Source organism: Pedobacter hiemivivus (assembly GCF_005144565.1).
Classification (GTDB): domain Bacteria; phylum Bacteroidota; class Bacteroidia; order Sphingobacteriales; family Sphingobacteriaceae; genus Pedobacter; species Pedobacter hiemivivus.
In genome coordinates this window covers 664,414-687,991 of record NZ_SWDX01000001.1, presented here as the reverse complement: position 1 = coordinate 687,991, position 23,578 = coordinate 664,414, and the positions used below count along the sequence as shown (strand labels likewise).

Here is a 23,578-nt window from a genome sequence, read left to right as displayed (position 1 = left end):
TGCCGCATTCCCGGTTTTTTATGGCATTCACTATAGTATAGTCAAATTATAGCATAGCGATTACCCTCCTTCCTTCAACTTTAAAGTGAACTGATCCTGTTGATTCTAATACTTCTAACAATTGGGATATATTTTTAAACCTGGACACTGTACCTCTGAAAGCCTGCGTTTTAAGTTCATTATTTTCAAACACCACTTCTACATCATACCAGCGCTCTACCTGCTTCATGATCTCTTTCAGCGTCTGACCAGTAAAAATAAAGGTGCCGTTTTTCCAGGCTACGGCTTCTTCAGTATCCACTTCAAAAACCTTCAATTGTTTACCTGCAACAACAGACTGTTGTCCGGGATTTAATACGACATCCTTAATACTGCTGTTGCCCATAAGGTCAGTAACGCGAACAGCACCTTCCAAAAGTGTCGTTTTAGTAGCTGCATCATCTGCATAACCTGTAATGTTAAAATGCGTACCGAGAACCTTAACTTCCTGCTTGCTTGTTTCTACTACAAAAAGATGCTGCTTATTTTTAGCCACCTCAAAATACGCTTCTCCATTCAATAATACCCTACGTTCTTTTTTACCAAACTGAACAGGAAATTTTAGAGATGAAGCGGCATTTAGCCATACCCTGGTCCCATCCGGTAATTCCACCTGATAAGTCCCGCCCCTTGGCGTACTTAATTTCACCTCATTATCTGGGGCAATTCCGTTACCAACCTGGGCTTGTTTTGAAGAAGCTACATCGGTACCATCGTTATAGGTTAATTTTCTTGCATCAATGACTACACCGGCTTTATTGTCGCTAAGCTGGAGTGTTTCCCCATTTGCGAGTGTTAGCACAGCTCTATTTTTTCCGGGGAGGATGTCTTTTGAAGTATTGGCTATACGTGAAGGTGTATTGGCAAAATAACTCGCATTAAAATAATATATACCTGCCGACAAAGCAATTATTAAACTGGCGGCAACGGCAAACCGTGGCCATAGTATTGTTTTTACTGTCGATTTTCTTGCTGCTTTAAATTGTGGTGTGCTGACGAGGTTTTGATAAAAAGAACCTATTTCTTCGGCTGTATAATTTTCCTCTGGACGGGTATTGTCCCAGATACCATCCATTGCAGCAAAAAGATCCTCATCGCGACCTCTAAGGTTAAAAAAACCAATCAATTCTGCATACTCCGATTGGCTGATGTTTCCATCTGCAAATTGCTGAAGTAAATTTATTATACGTTGCTTGTCCGCCATTTTTCACACTCCCTTTACATTGGGGTTATATTAGGCATTACAGGGCAAAACGAAATTAGGACTAGTCGATATGAAAATAAATATTTTTAACGTTTGAACAAGCCTGCTGTCAGGAGCAAAAAATAAGCTACATCTGATTGGTTGAAATGTGTCTTAAGCGTCTTTAATGCTGCTACAAGATGGTTTTTAACTGTATTACGGGAAAGATTAAGCTTTGCTGCAATTTCATCATAATTTAATCCCTCATATCTACTCATTCTAAAGATCAGTTGCTGCTGGGGCGGTAAATGGATCAGGGCGGCCTCTGTAAAACGCTGCAGATCTACTAGCAAAACTGCTTCTTCAGTATCATTGCTTACCTTTTCCATGTTCAACCATAACTGGTCAATTGCTTTCTGGGAAACTGCAATTTTCTGCAATACGTTAAGTGCAAGTCTTCTGGAAATGGTATATAGGTAGGGTGCAATGGGTAAATCTTCATTTAGTCTGTCACGATTTACCCATACACTGAGTAAGGTATCATTCACTACCTCTTCTGCCTGCTCTTTATTTTTTAGCAATCGGAAACAAAAACTGGCCAGTCTTTTGAAATTAAGTTCAAAAATTTGGCGGAAAGCAAATTCATCACCGGCTTTTAATGCAATAATGATGTCTCTTTCAGTCGACCCAATTGCCATCTCCTTAGCTTAACAATTTTTGTGCAAATACTTCCTTCATGAACTGCAATGTATACAAAGATAATATTAATTCCTTTTTTTATGGCCAGACAGTAGCGATTTCATTAACAATCTCTTTAGTAAAAAGATCAGCCAGCTTATCTGCAGCATAATCTATTTCTTCTGTTGTATTGTAACGGCTAAATGAGAACCTGATCGTTGTACTATCTGCCTCCGACCCCAAAGCACTTAACACATGAGAAGCTTTACCCGACCTGCTGTTGCAGGCACTGCCTCCAGAAGCACAAATGCGATGTTGGTCCAGGTATACCAAGGGTGACACCTCGTTTTCTGGAACCGATACACTTAAAATAGTAGATAAACTTATGGCCTTATCCCTACAATTTCCATTAAATTTTATCCCAGGAATTTTATTATTGAGTTTATAAATCATCCTTTCCTTCAAATTGCTAATGTAATTTTCATTGAAAGATCTGTTGCTATGCGCCAATTCCAGTGCCTTTGCCAACCCAACTATACCCGCTACATTTTCAGTTCCGCTACGCTGACCTTGCTCCTGAGCACCACCATTTATAAATGATAACAATGGGTCCTTAGACCGCTTATACAAAAAACCTATTCCTTTGGGGCCATGAAACTTATGCGCTGAACCGACCAGAAAATCTGCTTTAAGTTTTTGTGTATCATAGGTATATTGTCCCATTGTTTGTACTGTATCGGAATGAAAAATTGCATCATAATGGCTACAAACATTCGCGATTTCATCGATAGCATTGAGGTTACCAATTTCATTGTTTCCATGCATTACGGAAACAAAAGCCCTTTCATTTGCCGCCAACAACTGGTCAAGGTGAGAAATGGACAGGTTTCCTTTTTCATCGTGTTTTAGATAAACCAACCTAATCTCCCCATTACGTTCCAATACTTTTAAGGTCTTTAATACCGCATGATGTTCAAAATGTGTGGTGATGGCCAGTTTAATCCCATTACTCCTGATACCTGATAAAATTGCAGTATTGTCGGCCTCTGTTCCACCAGAAGTGAATACAATATGCTCGGGACTGGTGTTCAAAATATCAGCAATTAGCGTGCGGGACTGGGCAATGGCAGCACGTGTTTGCCGCCCCAGGTAATGTGTGGAGGAAGGATTACCATAATTTTCAAAAAAATAAGGCTCGATGGCCTGGAAAACTGCTTTACTTAATGGTGTGGTGGCTGCATTGTCTAAATAGATTCTCATATCCGTTCTTGTTTTATTTAAATAAATAACACTTATCCGGATAGCATTGAGCTGAAACGATCTTATCTTTCCATTAAAAATGGAAGGAGTTAGCACCTTGTAATGTACAGGTTGCCAAGACTTCAAAGGGCCTTTTCCCTCAGTCTTTCTGGATAAGTGTAATAGACTACAAAAATAGTATACTTTTTTCATAAATACTACTTATTTAGTAGAATATATTTTATCTTAGCCAAAACTTTAGATATATGGTACATCTCTAAGTTTTGTTCAAAATAAGGCCAGACTGGATGGTCTGGCTTTATTTATATGCTGCAATACGAAGAAACTTCGTTAAATTTGCCTAATGAACAATGAGATTGCAGTTATATTTGATATGGATGGCGTAATTTGCCACACAAATCCTTACCACTCCCTTGCCTTTCGTGAGTTTTTTGCCGCAAGAGATTTAGCCCCTACTGATGAAGAATTTGCCGAACACATGTTTGGTAAAAGCAATAGTTATATCTTAAGTCACTTTTTTAAACGTCCCGTTGCCGGAGCCGAGCTATTGGAAATGGAACAGGAAAAAGAGGGATTGTTCCGCAAAATTTACGAGCCTTATGTTGAGCCAATCACGGGGATTGTGGAATTTATGTCGGATTTAAAGCAAAATGGTGTAAAACTAGGTGTAGCCACTTCAGCTCCTTATGCCAACCTGGAATTGATTCTGAGCAAAATTGACATCCGCGAAAAACTGGGTTCGATCATGGCCAGCGAAGATGTGAAAAAACACAAGCCAGATCCAGAGGTATACCTGAAGTCGGCCGAAAATCTAAGTGTAACTCCTGATCAATGTCTGGTATTTGAAGATTCCTTTTCGGGTATCACAGCGGCCTTAAATGCCGGAATGCGTGTGGTTGGCGTACTTAGCTCTCATACCAAAGAAGAACTACCTCCTTGTAATTTATACATCGACGATTACACCGACTTATCTTACAATAAGATCATTGAACTTTTCAATTCATAATACCAGCTACTACTTACCATGGAAGATGAAAACAAAAATCCTTACGTCCAATTTAACGCACAAATCCTTAAGGATTGGAAAGACAATGGTGTAGATTATATCAAATTGGTTGAGCTGGTGACCGACTTACCCGTTAAATTTTTCGAGCTAGTCCCCAACTCCGAAATCCCTGACGCTGGTGAAACGATTTACCATATCGATTCAGAAGACATTACCGAGCTTTTAGAACCTTTAAAACACGTAAAATTTTTAGTGCACGAAATCTATCTGGAAGAAGACGAAGACTAGCTTCTGAAAAAGCGTCGCTAGTTCAACTTAATCTCAAATAAACTGAATGTTCCTTTCGCATAGTGCAAAGGCAAACCAACAGTATTGGTTAATTTTGTTACGCCGAGGTAAGTGAAACCACAGCTCACATAATAATTATTCAGCTTCTCATTCCCTGCTCCTGTATCCATTCTGATATAGGATTTTTGCTTTTCCACTGCATAATTTTTAACCCATCCTACGATATGCTTTACAAAATGCATTCCTCTAAATTTAGGATTGGTAGCAATGCGGTGTATATATACTGCAGGGTCTTTATCTTTTTCTTCCCAAATCAGAGGATCACTTAAAGTTAAAGTAAATACACAGGCCATCTCCCCATCTACAACAATCTGCCACTGAAGGTCATCTTTGATTGTCTGTGCTACCATAGCCCTTTCAAATCCCAACCAATTGATTGATCCAACTACTTTTTGGTACGCCGTAGCGGCATCATACAATTCAAATATCGCGTCTATATCTTGATCGGTACTTTTTATAACTTCCATCATCTCCTTATTTGTTTCTTACAAATCTATGCAGCTTTGATAAACTATAACAGCTACAGAAATAAAATATTTTAGGGTCACAGATGTTCCAATATTGAACAAACAAACTGCGCATTCGGGTGTTACAATTTTTGCAATACTTGTTGCTTGACCATGATAGGGAACCTTCATTTCAAAACGATACTGCTCCTCATTTTTCTATGTATTTCTGCCCCTATTTTTGCTCAAATTTCATTTTATAATCAACATTATCATAGAGATTCTCTAGCCAGAGGGCCAATCACAGAAAACCCTGTTCAAAAAAGGTTTGCCCGTGCCGCGTTGCTACTCTCAGCTACAGAAGTACTACCATGGATCTACGACAGACATATAGATAATGCTGACTTTGCTAAAATCAGCTTCAAAAGCATGGGGAATAACTTAAGGCCCAGCAGCTGGGCATGCGACATTGATGGATTTGCCACCAATCAATTGAGCCACCCCGCTCATGGCAGCATATTTTTTAATACTTTCCGCTCTAACGGCTACAGCTTTTGGCAATCCATTCCAGCTACAGTTGCGGGCAGTTACATTTGGGAGACTTTCGGAGAAAATCAGGCACCATCAACAAACGACTTCCTAAATACCTCTTTCGGTGGCGCTATTATTGGCGAAATGGTTCACCGCCTGGCGGGAAAATTAATTAATAACCGCAGTAGAGGTTTCAGAAGGCAGGTTAATGAAACCATGGCCCTATTGATTAATCCAGGCAATGGATTTAACCGACTCCTGGACGGAAAATGGGGGAAAATACCAGACCCAATGGATATGGATTCTTCAAAAATAGATTTAGAGATCGATGCAGGTCTAAGGAATTTTAACATGAACGATCGAAATACCCGCTTTAGAGGATATGGCCGTATCAAATTATTATATGGTAGTCCCTTCGAGAATTATAAAATCCCCTTTAGCACCATCACCGTTAATGCGGAGGTTGGAAAAGACGATAGCACTTTTGTAAACTCAATCAACCTTTTTGGTTCCATCAAAGGATGGCCGGTTGGTAGAAGCAACTACTCCAGACATATCATAGTCCTGACTGCTAATTACGACTACATTTTTAATCAAGCTTTTTCTTACAGCGGACAAAGTATTAAATTCAGTTTATACTCAGAATTTGGTGTAAAACGTAAAAACAGGATGAATACTTCCGTAGGTGTTGGCCCAATATTGCTGGCAGCCATTCCCGAGAAGTATATATTCAACCGTAGAAACTACGATTATTGCTCCGGGTTTGGCTTTAATGCCAATGCTGAAATCAATATCAATAATATTTTCTTTTATGGCATGACCTATAACAACGGGTTCTTTTATACCTGGAATGGAAATACATCCAGCTTTTTCTTACAAAGTCTTTCTGGCGAGTTGAGATATCGGTTTCTCCATAATCTTTCTTTTTGCACTGAACCCGGATATTTTGTCTTAAGGGAAAATTATAAAAGCAACGAACGGGTAACCAGAACCTATCCGTATTTAAAAGTCGCTGTGAAATATAACATTAGTATTCAATAGCGATAGCCTAATGATTGTTAGAAACAAAAAAGGTGCCCATACTTGGACACCTTTAGCAAACAGGTAATACCTGAATTCTTATTTTAACAATTCTAAAACCTTATTAGGAATCTCGAAATTTTGCAGAAATCCGGTAAACCTATCGGCTCCAGGACCATAGCTCAATAATGGAACTGGCAAGCCAGTATGGTCAGTAGTAGTATAGGTACTCACCACTGTTCCCGTTTTATAATTACCATCCAATACAATTAAGCCACCAGTTTCGTGATCTGAAGTGATAATAACCAGCGTTTCGCCATTTTTATCAGCAAATTGTAGGGCTTTACCGATCACTCGGTCAAAACTCAGGTACTCATCAATGGTGATCTTTAGTTTATTGCTATGCCCACCCTGGTCAATCTTTGCACCTTCAACCATCAGAAAAAATCCTTTCTTATTGTCGCTAGATAACAGTTTTAAGCTCTCATCAAAAGCATGTTCAATCATCCTGTAATTCTCTTCAGGGCGATCGGTATCAAAACAAAGTATTTTCTTATTTTTAGCCTCTTTAGGGAGGTTACCAACACCTTTATACACTTCAAAGCCACCTGCTTTAACACGGTTTAAAATGGCATCATTGTTCGCGCCAAAAGCATCATGGTAGCCGGCAATAACCAGTGCGGCAGGGCTTCGGCTCAGATCAGCAGCGATGCTATCACTCTGATCACGCTCGGTTCTATGCGCAAAAAAAGTTGAAGGTGTAGCCCCGGTCACACGGTCATTACTTACAATGCCCGAACGGACACCTATTTTAGCCAGTCGCTCCGGCAAATTCGGCACCTCCTTACCATTAACGTCCATCCCGATATAGCGATTATTGGTTTTTTCGCCTATCGACATGGCGCTACCGCCAGCTGCAGAGTCTGTAGTGTAATCATTCGCAGCAGAGGTATTTGAAAAACCTACATGCTTGATATTTGTTGCATTCAAATACCCACCATTAGCAGTTGCTGCAGCCCAAAAAGAGGAGAATCCAGATCCATCGCTAATCAGCAAAATCACGTTTTTAGGCTTAACCTTTCCGTTGTCACTCTTATAAGTAGGCTGGTAAATGCTGTGCTTTGAAGTTGCAGTATAATTATTACTTGGATAATTATTCAGAAACTTCGCCATTTCTGCTGGCGAATCTGTATTCAAATAATCCACACCCATTTTAATAAAAGCCTGCCAGCAAGTTTTTGTATCTGGGTTACCCCAAAAACGCACCGGTTTACCAACACGATGTACCGAGTCCACAAAATTCTTTGTTTTCAAAGAATCCGGTGCTACCATCCTACCTAAACCGTTCCATTTGCTAAACTCTTGAAGGCTTGCACTAAAAAAGGCCACCCGTGTCAACTGCTCCTTCGTGTACGGAGTATTGCGTTTCCCATCAAAGAAAAAGATCTCATCAAAATCTTTAAATTGATCTGCAGCAGGTGCAGCCCCGCTAATCACCAGCTTTATTGCATCTGGATTATTTTTCACATCAAAATACTCGCGAATAGGCTTTAATTTAGCCTCCAGACATCTTAAAGTAGGTAGGCCAGCAGTTTTTAAGTCGATCATAAACTGTAATTTTCCCCCATCTTTATACGCTTTATTGTTGCCATTCAGCTTAATCTGTCTCAAAAGCGGTTCTATATACAAGCTTTCTATCGTATGCTTAGGGTCGATATCTTTTTTGTGATGCGCCACATACAATTCATTCCCTTCCAGAAAAACATCGATTTCCATCGAGGCAAAATGATTGCCATGTGCGGCATAAAAAGGCTGACTTTGCAAGTAATCATTATGAGAATGGGCATTTTTGCCCACCTCATATTGTTGTGCATAGGTAACTGTCCCCATTCCCAGTACCATCAGGCAAAAAATTGCTGTCCGTATCGTATTCGTTCTTTTGTTCATCATCTTCATTGTTCTTATTGATCAGCTATTAAGGCTGAAACCAAACTTTAGTGTTGTGCGTCGGCATTTTACCGCCCATATTTTGTTGAACCCAAAGAATCAAGTTAGGGTTATTCTGCTCATTATCCGAATATACGTAACGTACAGGTATTGGTGATAAGACAGAAGGGCCAGGAACCAATTGAGGGTATCCCAATCTTCTCCATCCAGCCCATCCTTCAAAACCATTCAGATAAGTGTCTATCCATAATTGCTCGGCAATTTGTTGTAATGGAGCTGTAGTAGAAAGTGCTGCCGATGGCTGATCCAGATAAGCCTTTTTCTGTTCTTCAGAGATAAATGGCATCTCTGATTGCGTTGCTGAACCTAATGCCGGCCATTTTTCCAGGGAAGCCTTCACTGCTGCCAGGTAAACTTCTGCCACTGTTCCATTCACCCCCATATTACGTTGTATGGCTTCGGCTTTCAGTAGCATCAGTTCCGTGTAGGTCATTAGAAAAGCACGGTTTTCTTTACGGATTCTTTTACCAATTACAGAGTAATCATCTTTGTTCAGTCCAGTATTGGTGTAATCAGCCTTTTGCTCAGCATTACTCAATCCAGCGCGCTGACCTCTATAAGCCAAAGGCGTGGCTGGATTAGCTACGTTAGCGAGATAAGAATTTTTGGTTGGTGCAGCAAAAATAGTCAGTCTGGGGTCATTCTTGCTTTTCAATAGGTTCACCATCACGTCACTTACCCTGGTATTGCTACCAAAATCTACGCCACTACCATCAACCGGAGGATTCTGGATAAACCAATAGTACAAATCTGTACCGTTGTTATAAATCAATGTAGCCTGGTCGCTATTACCTTCAAAAACAGGATATTCTGTTGGATTGTTAAATATAGCGGCTACAGCAGCCTTAACATCTATTTTAGCGGATTGTCTCATCAGGATACGCAACTTTATTGAATTGGCAAATTTCCTCCAGCGGTTGGTACTCCCATTAAACAGGATATCCCGTTTTACGGTAGTTCCTGCAGGCAGATTTTTCAATTGTTGATTCGCAGATTCCAAATCCCTTAGCATCAGTCCATACACTTCCTGCTGCGCTTGATAGTGTGCAAATTCCATTCCGCTCACATTACCCATACCAGCCTCATTGTAAGGAATATCACCGTAGGCATCAGTCATTAAGGAAAGGATATACACTTTAAGAATGGAAGCCACCGCAACGTATTGAGGCAAGTTGCTTTTAGCACCAATCTCCTTCAGCTGATTCACATCTTTAATTAAACGCATCGGACCATTCCATTCTTCCCGGAAAGAAGCACCGGTCAGGTTGTATCGGCCATCCTCTTCACTAGTGCCACCCAGCCAGGCCAAGTGTTGTACATATTGCCCGGCACGTGTACCGCTACTGCTCATCGCGTTTGCTGCACTGGCAATAATTGGAGGCAACAGCATTTCCGCTGGAACCGTAGCCGGATTGTTAGGATTCACATTTATTTCTTCAAACTTACCACAAGAGCTCAGCAATACGAGCATAGCACCTGTTATTATCGAGAATTTCTTCATTTGCTATATGTTTATAGAATTTGATTTAAAAGGATTAGAAATTAAGATTAAGCGCAAAACCAATGCTTCTTAACGAAGGAAGGGACATTGCCTCTACACCTTGAAATTGACCGTCATAGGCCGAAACTTCAGGATCAATATTTGGCACATCAGACCAAAGCAAGAGGTTACGCCCCACAGCAGAGATAGAACCAGTTTTTACTGCTATTTTACGCAACAATGAAGTTGGCAATGCATAGCTTAGCTTTACCTCTCTTAGTTTTACATAAGAAGCATCAAAAGTGGCAATGGCATCATTGTTATAGTAAGCACGCCAATAGTTTCTTACCGTTACTTCGGTTTTATTTGGATTGCCAGTGTCTATATCCGTACCACCTCCAATCATGTTTCCGGCACCATTCGCATCGCGATTTACCAGAGATTCTTTTAAGCTACCTGCGTTAATACCCTCTATATAAGTACGTGAGTGCACTACGCCACCTTTTTGCATGCTAAACAATACACTTAGCGACAGTTTTTTGTACCTAAAATTATTGGTAATTCCGGCGGTGTAATCAGGGTTTACATTACCGATGAAAGCCCAGTCGCCATTTTCTTCTTGTGGTAAACCATTTTTGTGCGTTAAACCTGCATTATTGTAAATCAGGTAATCACCATATAAAGAGCCAAAAGAGCCGTCACCTTTGGTATTTAGGGTACGCAATTCAAGCGATGCCCAACGCTCTAACTGGCGGATGCGGGAGATCCCGATGTTTTCAGCCAAAGAGATCACTTTATTGCGATTCATGGCAAAGTTAACCGACATATCCCAGCTAAAATCCTTTAACTTAACCGGGCTGGCATTCAGCATCACCTCTAGTCCCTGATTATTCATTTTACCCACATTCATCAGCTTCGTATCGTAACCCGCCGAAGGGTTTAAGGTAACAGGAATGATCAAATCAGTTGTGGTACTTTTGTAGTAAGTCACATCCAAACCAATACGGTTATTTAAAAAGCGGGAATCGAAACCAAACTCATAAGAGTCTACCTTTTCCGGGCGGATATCCGCATTCGGGTAATTGTTGTTGTGAACCGCCACCGTTTCGCCATTCCATCCCTGAGCGATCTGGAAGTTTGATGCCGTTTGGTAAGGCTCTAAATCCCTACGTACAGAAGATACACTTCCTCTTAATTTTAGAAAACTTACAACCGGACTAGTCAGGTTAAATAACTCTGATGCCACCACACTCAATGATGCGGATGGATAGAAATAAGAATTGTTCTTTTTTGGTAAAGCACTAGACCAGTCATTTCTACCTGTTAAATCCAAAAACACCATGTTTTTATAACCCAACTGCGTAGTCGCATAAATAGAGTTGATCTTTTTTTCCTGATAAGTATTACCAGCTACAATTGGAATGGCATTGTTAGACAAGTTGTATACGTTAGGAATGGCCAATCTACCCGCAATAGCCCCCAGTCGCTTAGATTTCTGGGTTAGCAAGTTACCACCCGCGTTCGCATTAAAGGTAAAATCGCTACTAAATTTAGTATCGTAGGATAGTAAAAAATCATGGTTGGTCTCCAGGAAATACACGTCATCCTCCTGGTAATATCCATTTACAAATTGAGCCGTAGAGGTAGCATGTCTCATGGTACGTTTGTCGTTATAAAAATCGCGACCTGTCCTTACCATCAATTTTAAATTCGGCATAAAATCGTAACTCAGCTTTACGTTGCCATATACCCTGTCGCGGTTATTGCCGTTCAGGTTTTCATGGGCTACAAAGTAAGGGTTGTTCAATCTTGAACCATTTGGACTATAGATCGGTGTATTTTGTATCGTATTTGAAGATCCCGGCAACCAATAATTTTTCAAACTTTCTACATTCACGTTTCTGGGCATGTACAAGAAAATCTTCATGATGGCATCATCATTCTTAGCACCATAACTGGTCCTATTGTCACTGGCTGTATTGATGTAATTCATGTTTACATCGACCTTCAGTTTCGGGGTAATGTTATAACCCGAATTTAAACCCAAAGTATTACGACTTAAACCTGTATTTTCTACAATACCGGTTTGTTCGGCATTGGTATACGACAAACGGAAATTCAATTTATCATTACTCGAGGCAATAGACAAGTTATTCGTATAAGTTTGTCCGGTAACAAAGAAGTCTTTCAATTGATTAGGATATGCCACAAAGGGAGTAGGGATACGTTTTCCTGTGATCGGATCTATTGGTGAATCAAACTGCGGAATCAGTTGTCCATTCATAGCAGGGCCCCAGTTTTCCATAATGTTATCATTGGTCCCACCGCCCATTCCGTCTACATACGCATACTGACCATCGCGACCCTGACCATATTTATATTGATAATCAGGTAATTTCAACGGAGATTCATAGCTCGCCTGCGAGTTAAAAGAGATGCCAACACCTTTAGTGCCTTTACCAGATTTTGTAGTGATGAGCACCACCCCGTTGGCTGCTCTAGATCCGTATAATGCCGCAGCATTTGGACCTTTTAATACGGTAATGGATTCAATATCATTAGGATCAATCTCTCCGGCAGCATTACCGTAATCCACTTCGCCCTCGCCATTCGTTAAGTTTGGATTGTTATAATCTTGTCTACCTGTATAAGCACGGGTAGATTGTTCGTTGTTGTTACTTACCGGTACTCCATCCACCACAAAAAGTGGCGAGTTGTTATAATTGTAACCACTTACGAAGTTTTGTCCACGGATCTGGATGTTGGCCGAAGCGCCTACCCCACCTGATGAATTGGTGATCTGTACGCCGGCTACTCTACCACTAAGCGTATTCAGGAGGTTGGTTTCATGTGATTCCTGCAACAGATTTCCATCTACTTTTTGGGCAGAGAAACCTATGGATTTGGCCTCACGGGTAATTCCCAAAGCAGTTACCATCACTTCATTCAGTTTATTGTCGTTTTCAGACAAGGCAATATTAACCACTTGACGAGCGCCAACAGTGATCTCTTTAGATGCATATCCTACGAAAGCAAATACCAATACTGCATTTTCATCAGGAACCGTCAACTGGTAATGCCCTTTGTTATCCGTTACGGTACCCAATGTACTGCCTTTAACCCTAATGCTTACCCCTGGAATTGTTCCTTTTGTGTTGGCGTCGGTTACTACACCAGTAATGTTTTTACTTTTCGCCAGCACAATTGAATTCTCATATTCCTGATACGAAATGGCATATGGTGTTAGCAATTTGTGCAGAACATACTCCAATGGCTCATCTCTAAAGGCTGCATTGCTAACTTCAGCTTTTTTAAGGTTAAGCGAAGCTGGATCGTAGGCAAAATTTAATCCTGTTTTATTTTTAATTTTCTGAATTGCGGTTTCCAGATTTTCTTTATCGAAGGAAATAGAGATCCTTTGTTTTAAAATACCCAGACTGAATAATTTTTTTGCATAAAGCTGACTTGTGGTTAAAAAGAGAAATAACACACAGAAGCCCATTACAGTTGATGTTTTTAATACGGTATGTATAATTTTTTTCATCAGTATATAATTTGTTTTTCTATTTTTGATTAAAACATTGAGTAATTGATTTTTTAATAGTGATGCCCTAGGCATCCTATTTAGAGGCTGCTGTTAATTCCAATAACAGTAGCTTCTTTTTCATCGATACAGTATTACTTTTCCATTTTCAGTTCTTGTATGAAGTCCGTGAATTTTTGCTATGATTTTTAAGATGCGCTGGGCATTGTCCGTTTTGCTAATGCTGAAGGTGTATCTCAATTCTGCTATCCCCGCATCGGGTGCTAGCAGTTCAATGCCGTAACAGCTGTTAAAAATATAGCCCAGTTCTTTAAAGGATACGTTGTCAAGGTCCATAGTCGACTTGTTCCATGCAGCTACATAATTGGTATTGATGCTATCCAGTTTAAAGGTGCCTGATTTGGTATTAAACCTGATAAGCTCCCCTTTGCTGAGATAAGCCAGACGATGATCTTTGTTATTTACCTGCACTTTCCCGTGCGAAACGGCCACTTCGACCTCAGTTAAATCCGCTTTATTTTTAATGTTAAATGCCGTACCTAATACCTGTGTTGAAATTTGTCCGGATTGAACAACAAATGGGCGTTCAGGATTTCTTGCAATTGAAAAGTAAGCTTCACCACCTTCCAGTTTCACTATGCGTTTATTAGAGGTGGTAAATGTTGCAGGGACGTATAACTTTGTTCCGGGGCGTAAAGTTATAACCGACCGGTCTGTAAGTGTTATGGTTTTTGTCTCGCCAGCTTTGCTGGTATAGGTCATCCAGACCTGGTTTTTGTTTAATCCGACTGTATCGTTAGCTCGGTATAAGGCAACACCTATTGAAGCGATAAGTAATATGGCCGCCGCAGCTCTTATAAAAAACAGCTTAAAACTTTTATGGGGATTTATTTTCTGACGTACCAGATCGAAGATTTCATCTTTGATCCTGTTTTCTTTATCTACATCTCCGAAAGCATCAAAGGGAATCTTGTCGTCTGTCTGATGGAACCAGGTTATGGCCTGTTGGTCTATGTCTTTTTTGAAGCGGCTATTTGTCTTACCCATATACTAACTCATCATCGCCAAAGTCAAAAAGTACTTTAAGCGCGGGTTATGTATAGGTTAAAGTTTTGTTAAGGCAATTGTAAATAGTGCGGCGAGGTTTGTAGGATCGGAATAAAACCTTTTTGTTTTCTTTTTGAGCCTTTCTAATGCCTGAGAAATGTTGTTTTTTATAGTCTGCTCTGATAGCGAAAGCTCGGAAGCAATTTCACGAATAGACTTATTTTCCTCTCTGCTCAGCACAAATGCCTTTCGCATGGTATCAGGCATATTTTCAATTTCTTTATTAAAGAATGCTTTCAGCTCGTTAGCTTCCAGGTTGTGCTCAATGGAATGTTGTAGTTGATCATCCTGAAAAATACTATTCCTGGAAAAGTCGGCCAGGTTCTTTTTGTAAAAACTAATGGTTCTGTTTTTTGCGGCGGTATTTAAATACGGAGCAAGGGTACTTTCTATGGTAACGGCCTTTCTTGAAGTCCATAGGTTTACAAAGATATTCTGGACAATATCTTTAGTGGCCTCTTCATCACGTATCCTTCGGTATACCATATTGTACACTTCTTTCCAATACCGCTCATATAAAACCTTAAAGGCCGACTGATCTCCTTTTTGCAAACCAAGAAGTAAATTATCATCAGTATCAATGGCATTATACATGCCTCAAAGGTATAGCTCGGTTGTTAAGCTAAGGTTAAGATCAAAAAAAGGATGAGATTAGCGTATAAAAGCCGGTCCTTATCTGCAGAAATATTTTTGCAGATAAGAACCGGCTTTTACGATATTTATTTAATCAAGGACAACCAGATTATTATTGCTTAGGTTTTCTTATAGATATGTTAAAATCTTTCCAGATTTGAGCTTGCTCAGGCGTCATGATCGCTTTTTCTTTGGCAGACATCTCTTTCCTGACTGCAGTAACTTTTTCCTTTTTTTGTTCGTCAGTTAATGTTGCATCATCTTTAATTGCCTTTTGTGCTTTACTGCTTTCAGATATCGCATCGTGCATTTTTTGTTTATTTTCATCACTAAGCTTCATCACAGTAAAAACTGAATCTCTCCGTACTTTCATACCTTTAGGTTTGTCCTGAGCAAAAATTGTAGTTGCTGCCAACATCAACCCGAATAACAAGGCTCCTTTTTTCATAATTACGATTTTATGTATTTAATTTATTATTTGCTCAGTAATATCTGATATTATTTGATGAAAACGAATTTAACAGCTAAAATTCATCAATTTCAAACTATTTCTGGAGATATTCGAAAGTCCGTTTTCACATTCTCTCCTACCTTCACTCTTACAAGCAATAAAACCTATTATCAGAAAAGATTGAACGATGAGAAAAACTTTCAGCATGCTTTTAGCGGCTTCAACCCTTGCTTTAAACAGCTTTGCCCAATCCGGGCAAGACACCTCTTTGAAGTGGATAAAGACTAGTGCCAATGTAATTAGCTATCAATTAAACAAAGCGTCAAAAACTTATAAACCAGGCCAAAATCCCCGTTCGGTGAATCCAGATGGTACGGTTAGGCTTGCTCCTTATAAAGATTGGACTACCGGTTTTTTCCCAGGTTCATTATGGTATGGATATGAGCTGACAGGAAATAAAAAACTAGCCGAAAAGGCAAAAAGCTTTACCCTGGCTTTAGATTCTGTCCGCTACCTAACCCATACTCATGATTTAGGCTTTATGTTGTATTGCTCATACGGCAATGCTTACCGCATTACTGGTGACAAAACTTATCTACCTGCATTATCTGACGGCGCAAAGCACCTTTTTGACAGATTTAGTCCCAAAGTTGGTGCTATCCGCTCATGGGATTTTCCGCAATGGCATTTCCCGGTAATCATCGATAACATGATTAACCTTGAATATTTGTACTGGAGCGCAAAGGAATTTAACAAACCTGCATATACAGCAGCAGCGAGTACCCATGCCATTACAACCATAAAAAACCACTTTAGAAAAGACCATAGCACATACCATGTGGTAGATTATGATCCTGAAACAGGAAATATACTGCGCAAGGCGACACACCAGGGAGTTACCGACGAATCGGCTTGGGCACGCGGACAAGCATGGGGACTTTATGGCTATGCCATGTGTTATGAAAACACTAAAGACCAAAAATTCCTGGATCAGGCTGAATTGATTGCTGCTTTTATCATGAACCATCCACGTATGCCTAAGGATAAAATTCCAGTTTGGGATTTTGATGTGCACAATGCATTGGATGTGGATGAACGCGCACCAAGAGATGCTTCGGCCGCAGCGGTTATCGCATCAGCTTTGCTGGAGTTAAGCACTCAGGTAAAGGATGGTAAAAAATATGTAGACTATGCTGAAGACATACTCAAAACACTATCTTCTCCTGCTTATTTGGCCAAACCGGGTGAGAATGGATTATTTATCTTAAAACACAGTGTAGGTGCCTTTCTTTACAACTCTGAAATTGATACGCCATTAGATTATGCCGATTACTATTATCTGGAAGCATTAAAAAGATATGCCAACATTAAAAAAATAGATCTTTCAAAAATTTAGAAAACCATTCTAATGAAACTAAAGAGAATTGTTCTACTAGCTGTTTTAGTACTGTGTTGTCAAGTAATTTACGCGCAAGAGACTAGTATTTCTAAAGGGAGCTTTGACAATATTAATCTGAGCTATCCTGGTCTTGAAAAAACCAATAAACTTTTCTTAGCGGGTAAATACAACGATGCGGCCAATGAACTTTTAAAATACTACCGCAACCGGACAGGTGTGAAACATCTTGATTTTAATGTTGGTGATGCACAAAGGTTTGCCGGTAAAAAAGTAAATCAGAACACGGTGGATCTGGCCAATGATATTTTACTTCATAAATTTAAGCCCCATAAGGGTTATCCGGCTTATGATTATGGCCAAGACATCAACTGGCAATATCGCCCAGTAAAAGACCAATTGCTCACTACGTTTTTACACCGTACTGCATTTTGGGAGCCACTGGGGATTGTATATCGTGGTACAGGGGATGAGCAATATGCCAAAGAATGGGCGTTTGAAGTACGCGACTGGATCAAAAAAAATAAACAGGGCGCTTATCCTGATGATAAGGAATATGCATGGAAAGCCTTTGTGGTTTCCTTTAGGTTAAACCATTGGAGTGGCTATTTTAACCTGTTCTTAAACTCGCCAAACTTTAGTCCACAGTTTTTAATGGAGTTTTTAAATTCATATAACGAGCAGGCCAATTACGTAGTCGCTAATTATACTGATATTGGCAACCACCGCTTGTATGAGGCCCTGCACCTGATGTACGCAGGCAGTGCTTTCCCTGAAATGAAAGCAGCCGCGGACTGGCGCAAAAGCGGCATTGCGGTCTTAAATGATGAAATTTCGAAACAAGTATTACCTGATGGCCTACAGTTTGAGCTTTCTCCATCCTACCATATTGGCACGATAAAAATATTTTTAGATGCCTTGCAGATTGCCAAACTGAACCGCGCTGAAAATGAATTTCCAGAAAGCTACCGCAACCTGGTAGAAAAAATGGTAACTGCCGTTGGCGAATATTCTTTCCCTGACTATACTTTCCCACTATATGGCAATGCGTTTTTAACCAACAAAGAAGTCATGCTTAAAAGCTACAAAGTATGGGCTCAGGTTTTTCCTGAGAACAAGGCGATTGAATATTACGCTACTGATGGCGCTTCAGGCAAGCAACCCAGTGAACTGTGCAGCAGCTTACCTAATGCTAGTTTTTATGCATTTAGAAACGGTTGGGATGCAAAATCAACTGTAATGCAGATCAAAGCTGGTCCACCCGCAGAGTTCCACTCCCACCCAGATAATGGCACTTTTGAACTATGGGTAAAAGGCCGCAATTTTACCCCGGATGCAGGTAGCTTTGTGTATGCCAATGTTGGCGGCCAGGCAAACACAAAAAGGGACTGGTACCGATCTACTAAAGCACATCAGACACTTACGCTGGACAATGCCAACCTGACTAATAAAGCCCAATTAAACAAATGGGACACGGAAAAGAACTTAAGCATTTTAAGCTATACTAACCCTAGTTATACTGGACTGAGCCATCAACGTACATTTTTATTCGTTGATCAAACCTACTTCCTCATTATCGATAGAGCAATAGGAACAGCAACGGGGAATGTAGGCATTCATTATGTGTTAAAAGAAGATAGCAAGCCTATTTTAGACCATAACAAAAACAGCATAATAACTAACTATCCTGATGGCAATAATCTTTTAATCCAATTACTAAACAAGGACAAAATTAGTTTAAAGGAAGAAGAAAGCTTCGTATCTTATCAATACCAAAAAGAAACAGCCAGACCTGCCTTTGTATTTGAAAAACGTAAGAGCGACAATAAGGTTCAAAGTCTTGTTTCTGTATTGTATCCTTATCAAGGCAGTTCGGCACCTCAGATAAAAGTTACGGAAAACGCGGGTCACGACCCTGCCTCAGGCAAAATCAATATAACCATTAACATCAATGGAAAAATCAATTCCATTAAACAGGATTTAAACCCATAATCAATATGCAACTCAAAAAAACCATAAGTCTTTGCAGTCTGCTTATTTGCGCAGTATTTAGCAAGGCCCAAGATATTCAGATCACAAAACAGAGCTTTGAGCCCATCAACCTTTCCTATCCAGGCCTTGAAAAAACAAATCAACTTTTTACAGCCGGCAAATATGAGGATGCCGCTAAAGAATTGCTGGCCTATTACAGAAAAAAAAGCAAAGTTAAAGCACCAGATTTCAGTAATGCAGAGAAGCCGGCAGATTTAAACCAACCTATAGACAAGGCTACACAAGAAATGGCAGACAAGGCTTTAGTCCACCAATTTCAACCCCACAAGGGATATGGATTTTTTGATTATGGCCAAGACATCAATTGGCAAATGTGGCCGGTAAAAGATAATGAGGTACGCTGGCAGCTGCACCGTGTAAAATGGTGGCAGGCAATGGCACTAGTTTATCACGCTACAACCGATGAAAGATATGCTAAAGAATGGATATGCCAATATAGCGATTGGGTTAGAAAAAATCCATTAGGCCTATCTAAGGAAAACGATAGATTTGTATGGCGTGCACTAGAAGTTTCGGACAGAGTCCAAAGCCTACCTCCTACTTTTGGTTTGTTTGTAAACTCCCCTAATTTCAGCCCTGCCTTTTTGATGGAGTTTTTAAAAAGCTACCATCAGCAGGCGGATTATTTATCTGAAAATTTTGCAGAAGTAGGAAATCATCGTTTATTTGAAGCACAACGTACTTTGTTTGCCGGTGTGTCATTTCCAGAATTTAAAAATTCACAAAGATGGAGACAAACTGGTATCACCGTGCTAAACACCGAAATTAAAAAACAGGTGTTTGCAGACGGAATGCAGTTTGAACTCTCTCCGATTTACCACGTAGCGGCCATTGATATATTCTTAAAAGCTTACAGCGCTGCACAGCGTGTAAATTTGGAAAAAGAATTTCCGCAATCCTATGTACAAACCGTAGAGAATATGATTATGGCCGTAATTAGCATTACGTTGCCAGACTACAACACCCCTATGTTTGGTGATTCCTGGCTTACGGATAAAAAATTCAGGATGAATCAGTTTGCAAGTTGGAGTAAAGTTTTCCCGGCAAATAAGGTTATAAAGTATTTTGCTACGGATGATAAGGAAGGTGAAGCCCCTAACTTTTTATCTAAAGCATTGAGCACTTCGGGGTTTTATACGTTTAGAAGTGGATGGGATAAAAATGCGACTGTTATGGTGCTAAAAGCAAGTCCTCCGGGAGAATTCCATGCTCAACCAGATAATGGAACTTTCGAACTTTTTGTAAAAGGTAGAAACTTTACACCAGATGCCGGCGTATTTGTATACAGTGGAGACGCAGCTATTATGAAACTAAGAAACTGGTATCGGCAAACTCGTATACATAGCACACTTACGCTTGATAACCAAAATATGATGATTACCAAGGCACAACAAGACAAATGGGAAACTGGTAAAAACTTGGATATCCTTACTTATACCAACCCTAGTTATACTGAGCTTAATCATCAGCGTAGTGTACTTTTCATCAACCACAAATACTTTTTAGTTATTGATCGTGCGATCGGTAAGGCTACAGGAAACCTGGGTGTACACTGGCAACTGAAAGAGGATAGTAAAGCTGTTTTTGACAAGTCAAAAAACCGGGTTTACACTTCTTATAGTGATGGAAACAACTTATTGATCCAATCGCTAAATAGTGATAAGGTAACACTTACTGAAGAGGAAGGTAAAGTATCTTATGTTTACGCCAAGGAACTATCTAGACCTGCTTTTGCATTTGAAAAGCTTAAAAAGGATGATAAGACACAGAATTTTGTGAGTATAGTTTACCCTTTTGATGGCGAGAAAACGCCAAATATCAGCATTAAAGAAAACGCGGGTAATGATTTTGAAAAAGGTAAGCTCAACATTAGCCTTACCATTAATGGAAAGCAACAGGAGATAAAAACAACGCTGAATTAATAAAAATTATAATAAAAAAAGACAACCTTCAGGGTTGCTTTTTTTTTATACATTTACCGCATTATTATTAATGTGTAATGGGTCATCATAAAAACATCCAAAAATTAAGTGCTGCCGGTTTATTAATTAGTTTAGGTATCATTTACGGGGATATCGGTACTTCTCCTCTATACGTTTTCAAAGCCATCATTGGTGAGCGACTAATTACACAAGACCTTATTCTAGGGGGGCTATCCTGCATCTTCTGGACGCTTACTTTACAAACCACCATTAAATATGTTGTCATAACTTTACAGGCTGACAATAAAGGTGAGGGCGGGATTTTCTCCTTATTCTCTTTAGTCAAGCGGAAAGCAAAATGGTTAATCATACCTGCCATGATTGGTGGGGCAGCATTGTTGGCTGATGGTATAATGACCCCTGCGGTTACGGTTTCATCCGCTATTGAAGGTCTCGGATTAATCTATAAGGATTTACCTACAGTACCTATTGTACTGGCTATCATTATCTTTCTTTTTGTTTTACAGCAATTCGGAACTTCCTTGGTAGGCAAAGCCTTCGGGCCTATTATGTGGCTGTGGTTTACCATGATCGCGGTTTTAGGTTTTGCACACATTATGGAACTTCCTGAGATTTTAAAGGCTATTAATCCTTATTATGCTTATCATATACTAACCACTAATCCACAGGCATTTTTAATTATCGGAGCGGTATTTTTATGCACTACGGGAGCTGAAGCTTTATATTCTGACTTAGGTCATTGTGGACGCTCGAACATCAGAATCAGCTGGATTTATGTTAAGACCTGTCTGGTTCTAAATTATATGGGGCAAGGTGTATGGTTGTGGAAACTACAGGGAACCCACCTGGGGGATGTAAATCCATTCTATCAATTGATGCCGGGTTGGTTCCTGATCTATGGAATAGCGATAGCAACCATTGCTGCTGCAATTGCGAGTCAAGCACTTATTTCTGGCTCATTTACGTTGATTGCTGAGGCCGTTAGGTTAAATCTATGGCCAAAGGTTAGAATTAATTACCCAAGTGAGCAGAAAGGTCAGCTTTATGTGCCTTCTATGAACTGGATATTAATGAGCGGATGTATTGTTGTGGTATTGATCTTCCAAAAATCGGTAAACATGGAAGCGGCCTATGGTTTGTCGATTACAGTGGCCATGCTCATGACTACAATCTTGGTATCTGTATTCCTTTTAAGGAAAAAAGTCCCGAAATACCTGATCGCGATATTTCTAACGATATATGGATTTATTGAATTGACCTTCCTTGCTGGAAATGCGGCGAAAATACTTCATGGTGGCTGGTTTACAGTAATTCTGGGTACGGTGTTGTTCTCTGTGATGTGGACTTGGTACAATGGTCGCAGAATCAGGAACAGATACATGAAGTTTGTCGATATCGAAGAGTTCTACCCTGTAATTAAAAACATTAGCTCGGATCATACGATAGCTAAATACGCTTCCAATCTGGTTTACTTAACCAGTGCAAACTTCAATACGGAGATTGAATCTTCGGTGATTTACTCGATTATCCAAAAGCACCCAAAAAGAGCTGATGTATATTGGTTGCTCCATGTGGATGTAACGGATGAGCCTTATACAATGGAGTATGAAGTGGACCATATGATACCAGAGAAACTGATCAGAATAGACTTTAGATTAGGTTTCAGAGTTGAGCAACGGATAAATGTCCTATTTAGAAAAGTAGTAGAGGAATTGGTAAAAAGTGGCGAAATTGACATCACCAGTAAGTATGAATCACTAAAGGCCTTAAAAATACCTGGCGATTTTCGTTTTGTAGTAATTGAGAAAATTCTATCTAACTCGAGCAGCCTTCACTTTATAGAACGTTTAACAATTGCTTACCATAGAATCCTTAAGCTAATGAGTATTTCAGAAAGAAAAGGTTTCGGACTGGATTCAAGTTTCGTGAGTGTAGAGCAGGTTCCATTGATTGTGGATGTTCCAGATCCTATTCATATGAAAAGGATCAAGTAAAACCTACTTTACTTTTAATGTTCGGGGTCAAATATAACTTTGTTATACTGATCATCTGTCACTTGCTCCATCCAATCTACTGGTGATCCGTTTAACTTTTCCTGGATGGCAATGTGGCTCATCGCTGTAATATCTGTAGCGCCGTGCCAATGCTTTTCTCCCGGGAAGAAGTATATCACATCGCCTTGGTGAACATCATGTCTTACATCGCCTTCATGTTGCACCCAACCCGAGCCTGCGGTAATGATCAAGGTCTGCCCAAAGGGATGCGTATGCCATGCCGTACGTGCTCCGGGCTCAAAGGTGACTAGTGCCATCGCTACGCGGGATGGTCCTGGTGGATTAATCAAGGGGTCAATTCTTACTGATCCGGTAAAATATTCTGCGGGACCTTTACCTGAAGGTTGTGAACCGCTGCGTTTAATTTCCATAATTGTTCTCCTTTGATATAAAGTAAACA

Annotated in this window: 18 protein-coding genes and 1 riboswitch; of the genes, 7 read left to right on the top strand and 11 right to left on the bottom strand. The window is 39.9% G+C overall.

Annotated features, from left to right (window positions below):
* Positions 1-46 precede the first annotated feature (46 nt).
* The 3 genes from FBD94_RS02585 to FBD94_RS02575 all read right to left on the bottom strand — a co-directional run bounded on the left by FBD94_RS02585 (position 47) and on the right by FBD94_RS02575 (position 3,160).
* A complete protein-coding gene (locus FBD94_RS02585) occupies positions 47-1,243 on the bottom strand; it encodes a FecR family protein (protein ID WP_136878953.1) in 1,197 nt (398 codons plus the stop codon).
* Positions 1,244-1,329: 86 nt separating this feature from the next.
* A complete protein-coding gene (locus FBD94_RS02580; protein ID WP_131611024.1) occupies positions 1,330-1,920 on the bottom strand; it encodes an RNA polymerase sigma factor in 591 nt (196 codons plus the stop codon).
* Between the two features lie 79 nt (positions 1,921-1,999).
* Positions 2,000-3,160 (bottom strand): cysteine desulfurase family protein, encoded by a 1,161-nt coding sequence (locus FBD94_RS02575; RefSeq protein ID WP_136878952.1) that lies wholly within the window; start codon positions 3,158-3,160, stop codon positions 2,000-2,002.
* Positions 3,161-3,219: 59 nt separating this feature from the next.
* A riboswitch (SAM riboswitch) is annotated at positions 3,220-3,319 on the bottom strand.
* A gap of 184 nt (positions 3,320-3,503) precedes the next feature.
* Between FBD94_RS02575 and FBD94_RS02570 the strand changes: the two genes are divergently transcribed.
* Both FBD94_RS02570 and FBD94_RS02565 read left to right on the top strand, forming a co-directional pair.
* Positions 3,504-4,166 (top strand): HAD family hydrolase, encoded by a 663-nt coding sequence (locus FBD94_RS02570; protein WP_131611026.1) that lies wholly within the window; start codon positions 3,504-3,506, stop codon positions 4,164-4,166.
* Positions 4,167-4,184: 18 nt separating this feature from the next.
* The gene (locus FBD94_RS02565; protein WP_131611027.1) at positions 4,185-4,454 is read left to right on the top strand and encodes a hypothetical protein; all 270 of its coding nucleotides are present in this window, start codon (positions 4,185-4,187) and stop codon (positions 4,452-4,454) included.
* A 17-nt stretch (positions 4,455-4,471) separates the two neighbouring features.
* On the opposite strand, the gene FBD94_RS02560 is transcribed toward FBD94_RS02565, so the two are convergent.
* Positions 4,472-4,984 (bottom strand): GNAT family N-acetyltransferase, encoded by a 513-nt coding sequence (locus tag FBD94_RS02560; RefSeq protein WP_205945313.1) that lies wholly within the window; start codon positions 4,982-4,984, stop codon positions 4,472-4,474.
* Between the two features lie 150 nt (positions 4,985-5,134).
* On the opposite strand from FBD94_RS02560, the gene FBD94_RS02555 reads away from it, so the two are divergent.
* The gene (locus FBD94_RS02555) at positions 5,135-6,532 is read left to right on the top strand and encodes a DUF3943 domain-containing protein (protein ID WP_131611028.1); all 1,398 of its coding nucleotides are present in this window, start codon (positions 5,135-5,137) and stop codon (positions 6,530-6,532) included.
* Between the two features lie 78 nt (positions 6,533-6,610).
* On the opposite strand, the gene FBD94_RS02550 is transcribed toward FBD94_RS02555, so the two are convergent.
* The 6 genes from FBD94_RS02550 to FBD94_RS02525 all read right to left on the bottom strand — a co-directional run bounded on the left by FBD94_RS02550 (position 6,611) and on the right by FBD94_RS02525 (position 15,730).
* The gene (locus FBD94_RS02550; RefSeq protein WP_225874788.1) at positions 6,611-8,461 is read right to left on the bottom strand and encodes an alkaline phosphatase; all 1,851 of its coding nucleotides are present in this window, start codon (positions 8,459-8,461) and stop codon (positions 6,611-6,613) included.
* 25 nt (positions 8,462-8,486) lie between these two features.
* Positions 8,487-10,019, bottom strand: a complete 1,533-nt coding sequence (locus FBD94_RS02545) for a SusD/RagB family nutrient-binding outer membrane lipoprotein (protein ID WP_131611029.1) — start codon at positions 10,017-10,019, stop codon at positions 8,487-8,489.
* Positions 10,020-10,053: 34 nt separating this feature from the next.
* Positions 10,054-13,542 carry a SusC/RagA family TonB-linked outer membrane protein gene (locus FBD94_RS02540; RefSeq protein WP_225874789.1) on the bottom strand — a complete coding sequence of 1,163 codons (3,489 nt, stop codon included), beginning with the start codon at positions 13,540-13,542 and terminating at the stop codon, positions 10,054-10,056.
* Between the two features lie 120 nt (positions 13,543-13,662).
* A complete protein-coding gene (locus FBD94_RS02535) occupies positions 13,663-14,589 on the bottom strand; it encodes a FecR family protein (protein ID WP_136878951.1) in 927 nt (308 codons plus the stop codon).
* A 57-nt stretch (positions 14,590-14,646) separates the two neighbouring features.
* A complete protein-coding gene (locus FBD94_RS02530) occupies positions 14,647-15,243 on the bottom strand; it encodes an RNA polymerase sigma factor (protein ID WP_136878950.1) in 597 nt (198 codons plus the stop codon).
* Positions 15,244-15,394: 151 nt separating this feature from the next.
* Positions 15,395-15,730 (bottom strand): hypothetical protein, encoded by a 336-nt coding sequence (locus FBD94_RS02525; RefSeq protein WP_136878949.1) that lies wholly within the window; start codon positions 15,728-15,730, stop codon positions 15,395-15,397.
* Positions 15,731-15,920: 190 nt separating this feature from the next.
* Here FBD94_RS02525 and FBD94_RS02520 point away from each other — a divergent pair, with 190 nt between their 5' ends.
* The 4 genes from FBD94_RS02520 (at position 15,921) to FBD94_RS02505 (ending at position 23,118) form a co-directional block, all read left to right on the top strand.
* Positions 15,921-17,129 (top strand): glycoside hydrolase family 88 protein, encoded by a 1,209-nt coding sequence (locus tag FBD94_RS02520; protein WP_136878948.1) that lies wholly within the window; start codon positions 15,921-15,923, stop codon positions 17,127-17,129.
* A gap of 12 nt (positions 17,130-17,141) precedes the next feature.
* Positions 17,142-19,121 (top strand): heparin-sulfate lyase HepC, encoded by a 1,980-nt coding sequence (gene hepC, locus FBD94_RS02515; protein ID WP_136878947.1) that lies wholly within the window; start codon positions 17,142-17,144, stop codon positions 19,119-19,121.
* Between the two features lie 5 nt (positions 19,122-19,126).
* Positions 19,127-21,103 carry a heparin-sulfate lyase HepC gene (gene hepC / locus FBD94_RS02510; RefSeq protein WP_136878946.1) on the top strand — a complete coding sequence of 659 codons (1,977 nt, stop codon included), beginning with the start codon at positions 19,127-19,129 and terminating at the stop codon, positions 21,101-21,103.
* Between the two features lie 77 nt (positions 21,104-21,180).
* The gene (locus FBD94_RS02505) at positions 21,181-23,118 is read left to right on the top strand and encodes a KUP/HAK/KT family potassium transporter (RefSeq protein WP_131611036.1); all 1,938 of its coding nucleotides are present in this window, start codon (positions 21,181-21,183) and stop codon (positions 23,116-23,118) included.
* A 14-nt stretch (positions 23,119-23,132) separates the two neighbouring features.
* Here the strand turns inward: FBD94_RS02505 and FBD94_RS02500 are convergent, their stop codons facing one another.
* A complete protein-coding gene (locus FBD94_RS02500) occupies positions 23,133-23,549 on the bottom strand; it encodes a (R)-mandelonitrile lyase (protein WP_136878945.1) in 417 nt (138 codons plus the stop codon).
* Positions 23,550-23,578 lie beyond the last annotated feature (29 nt).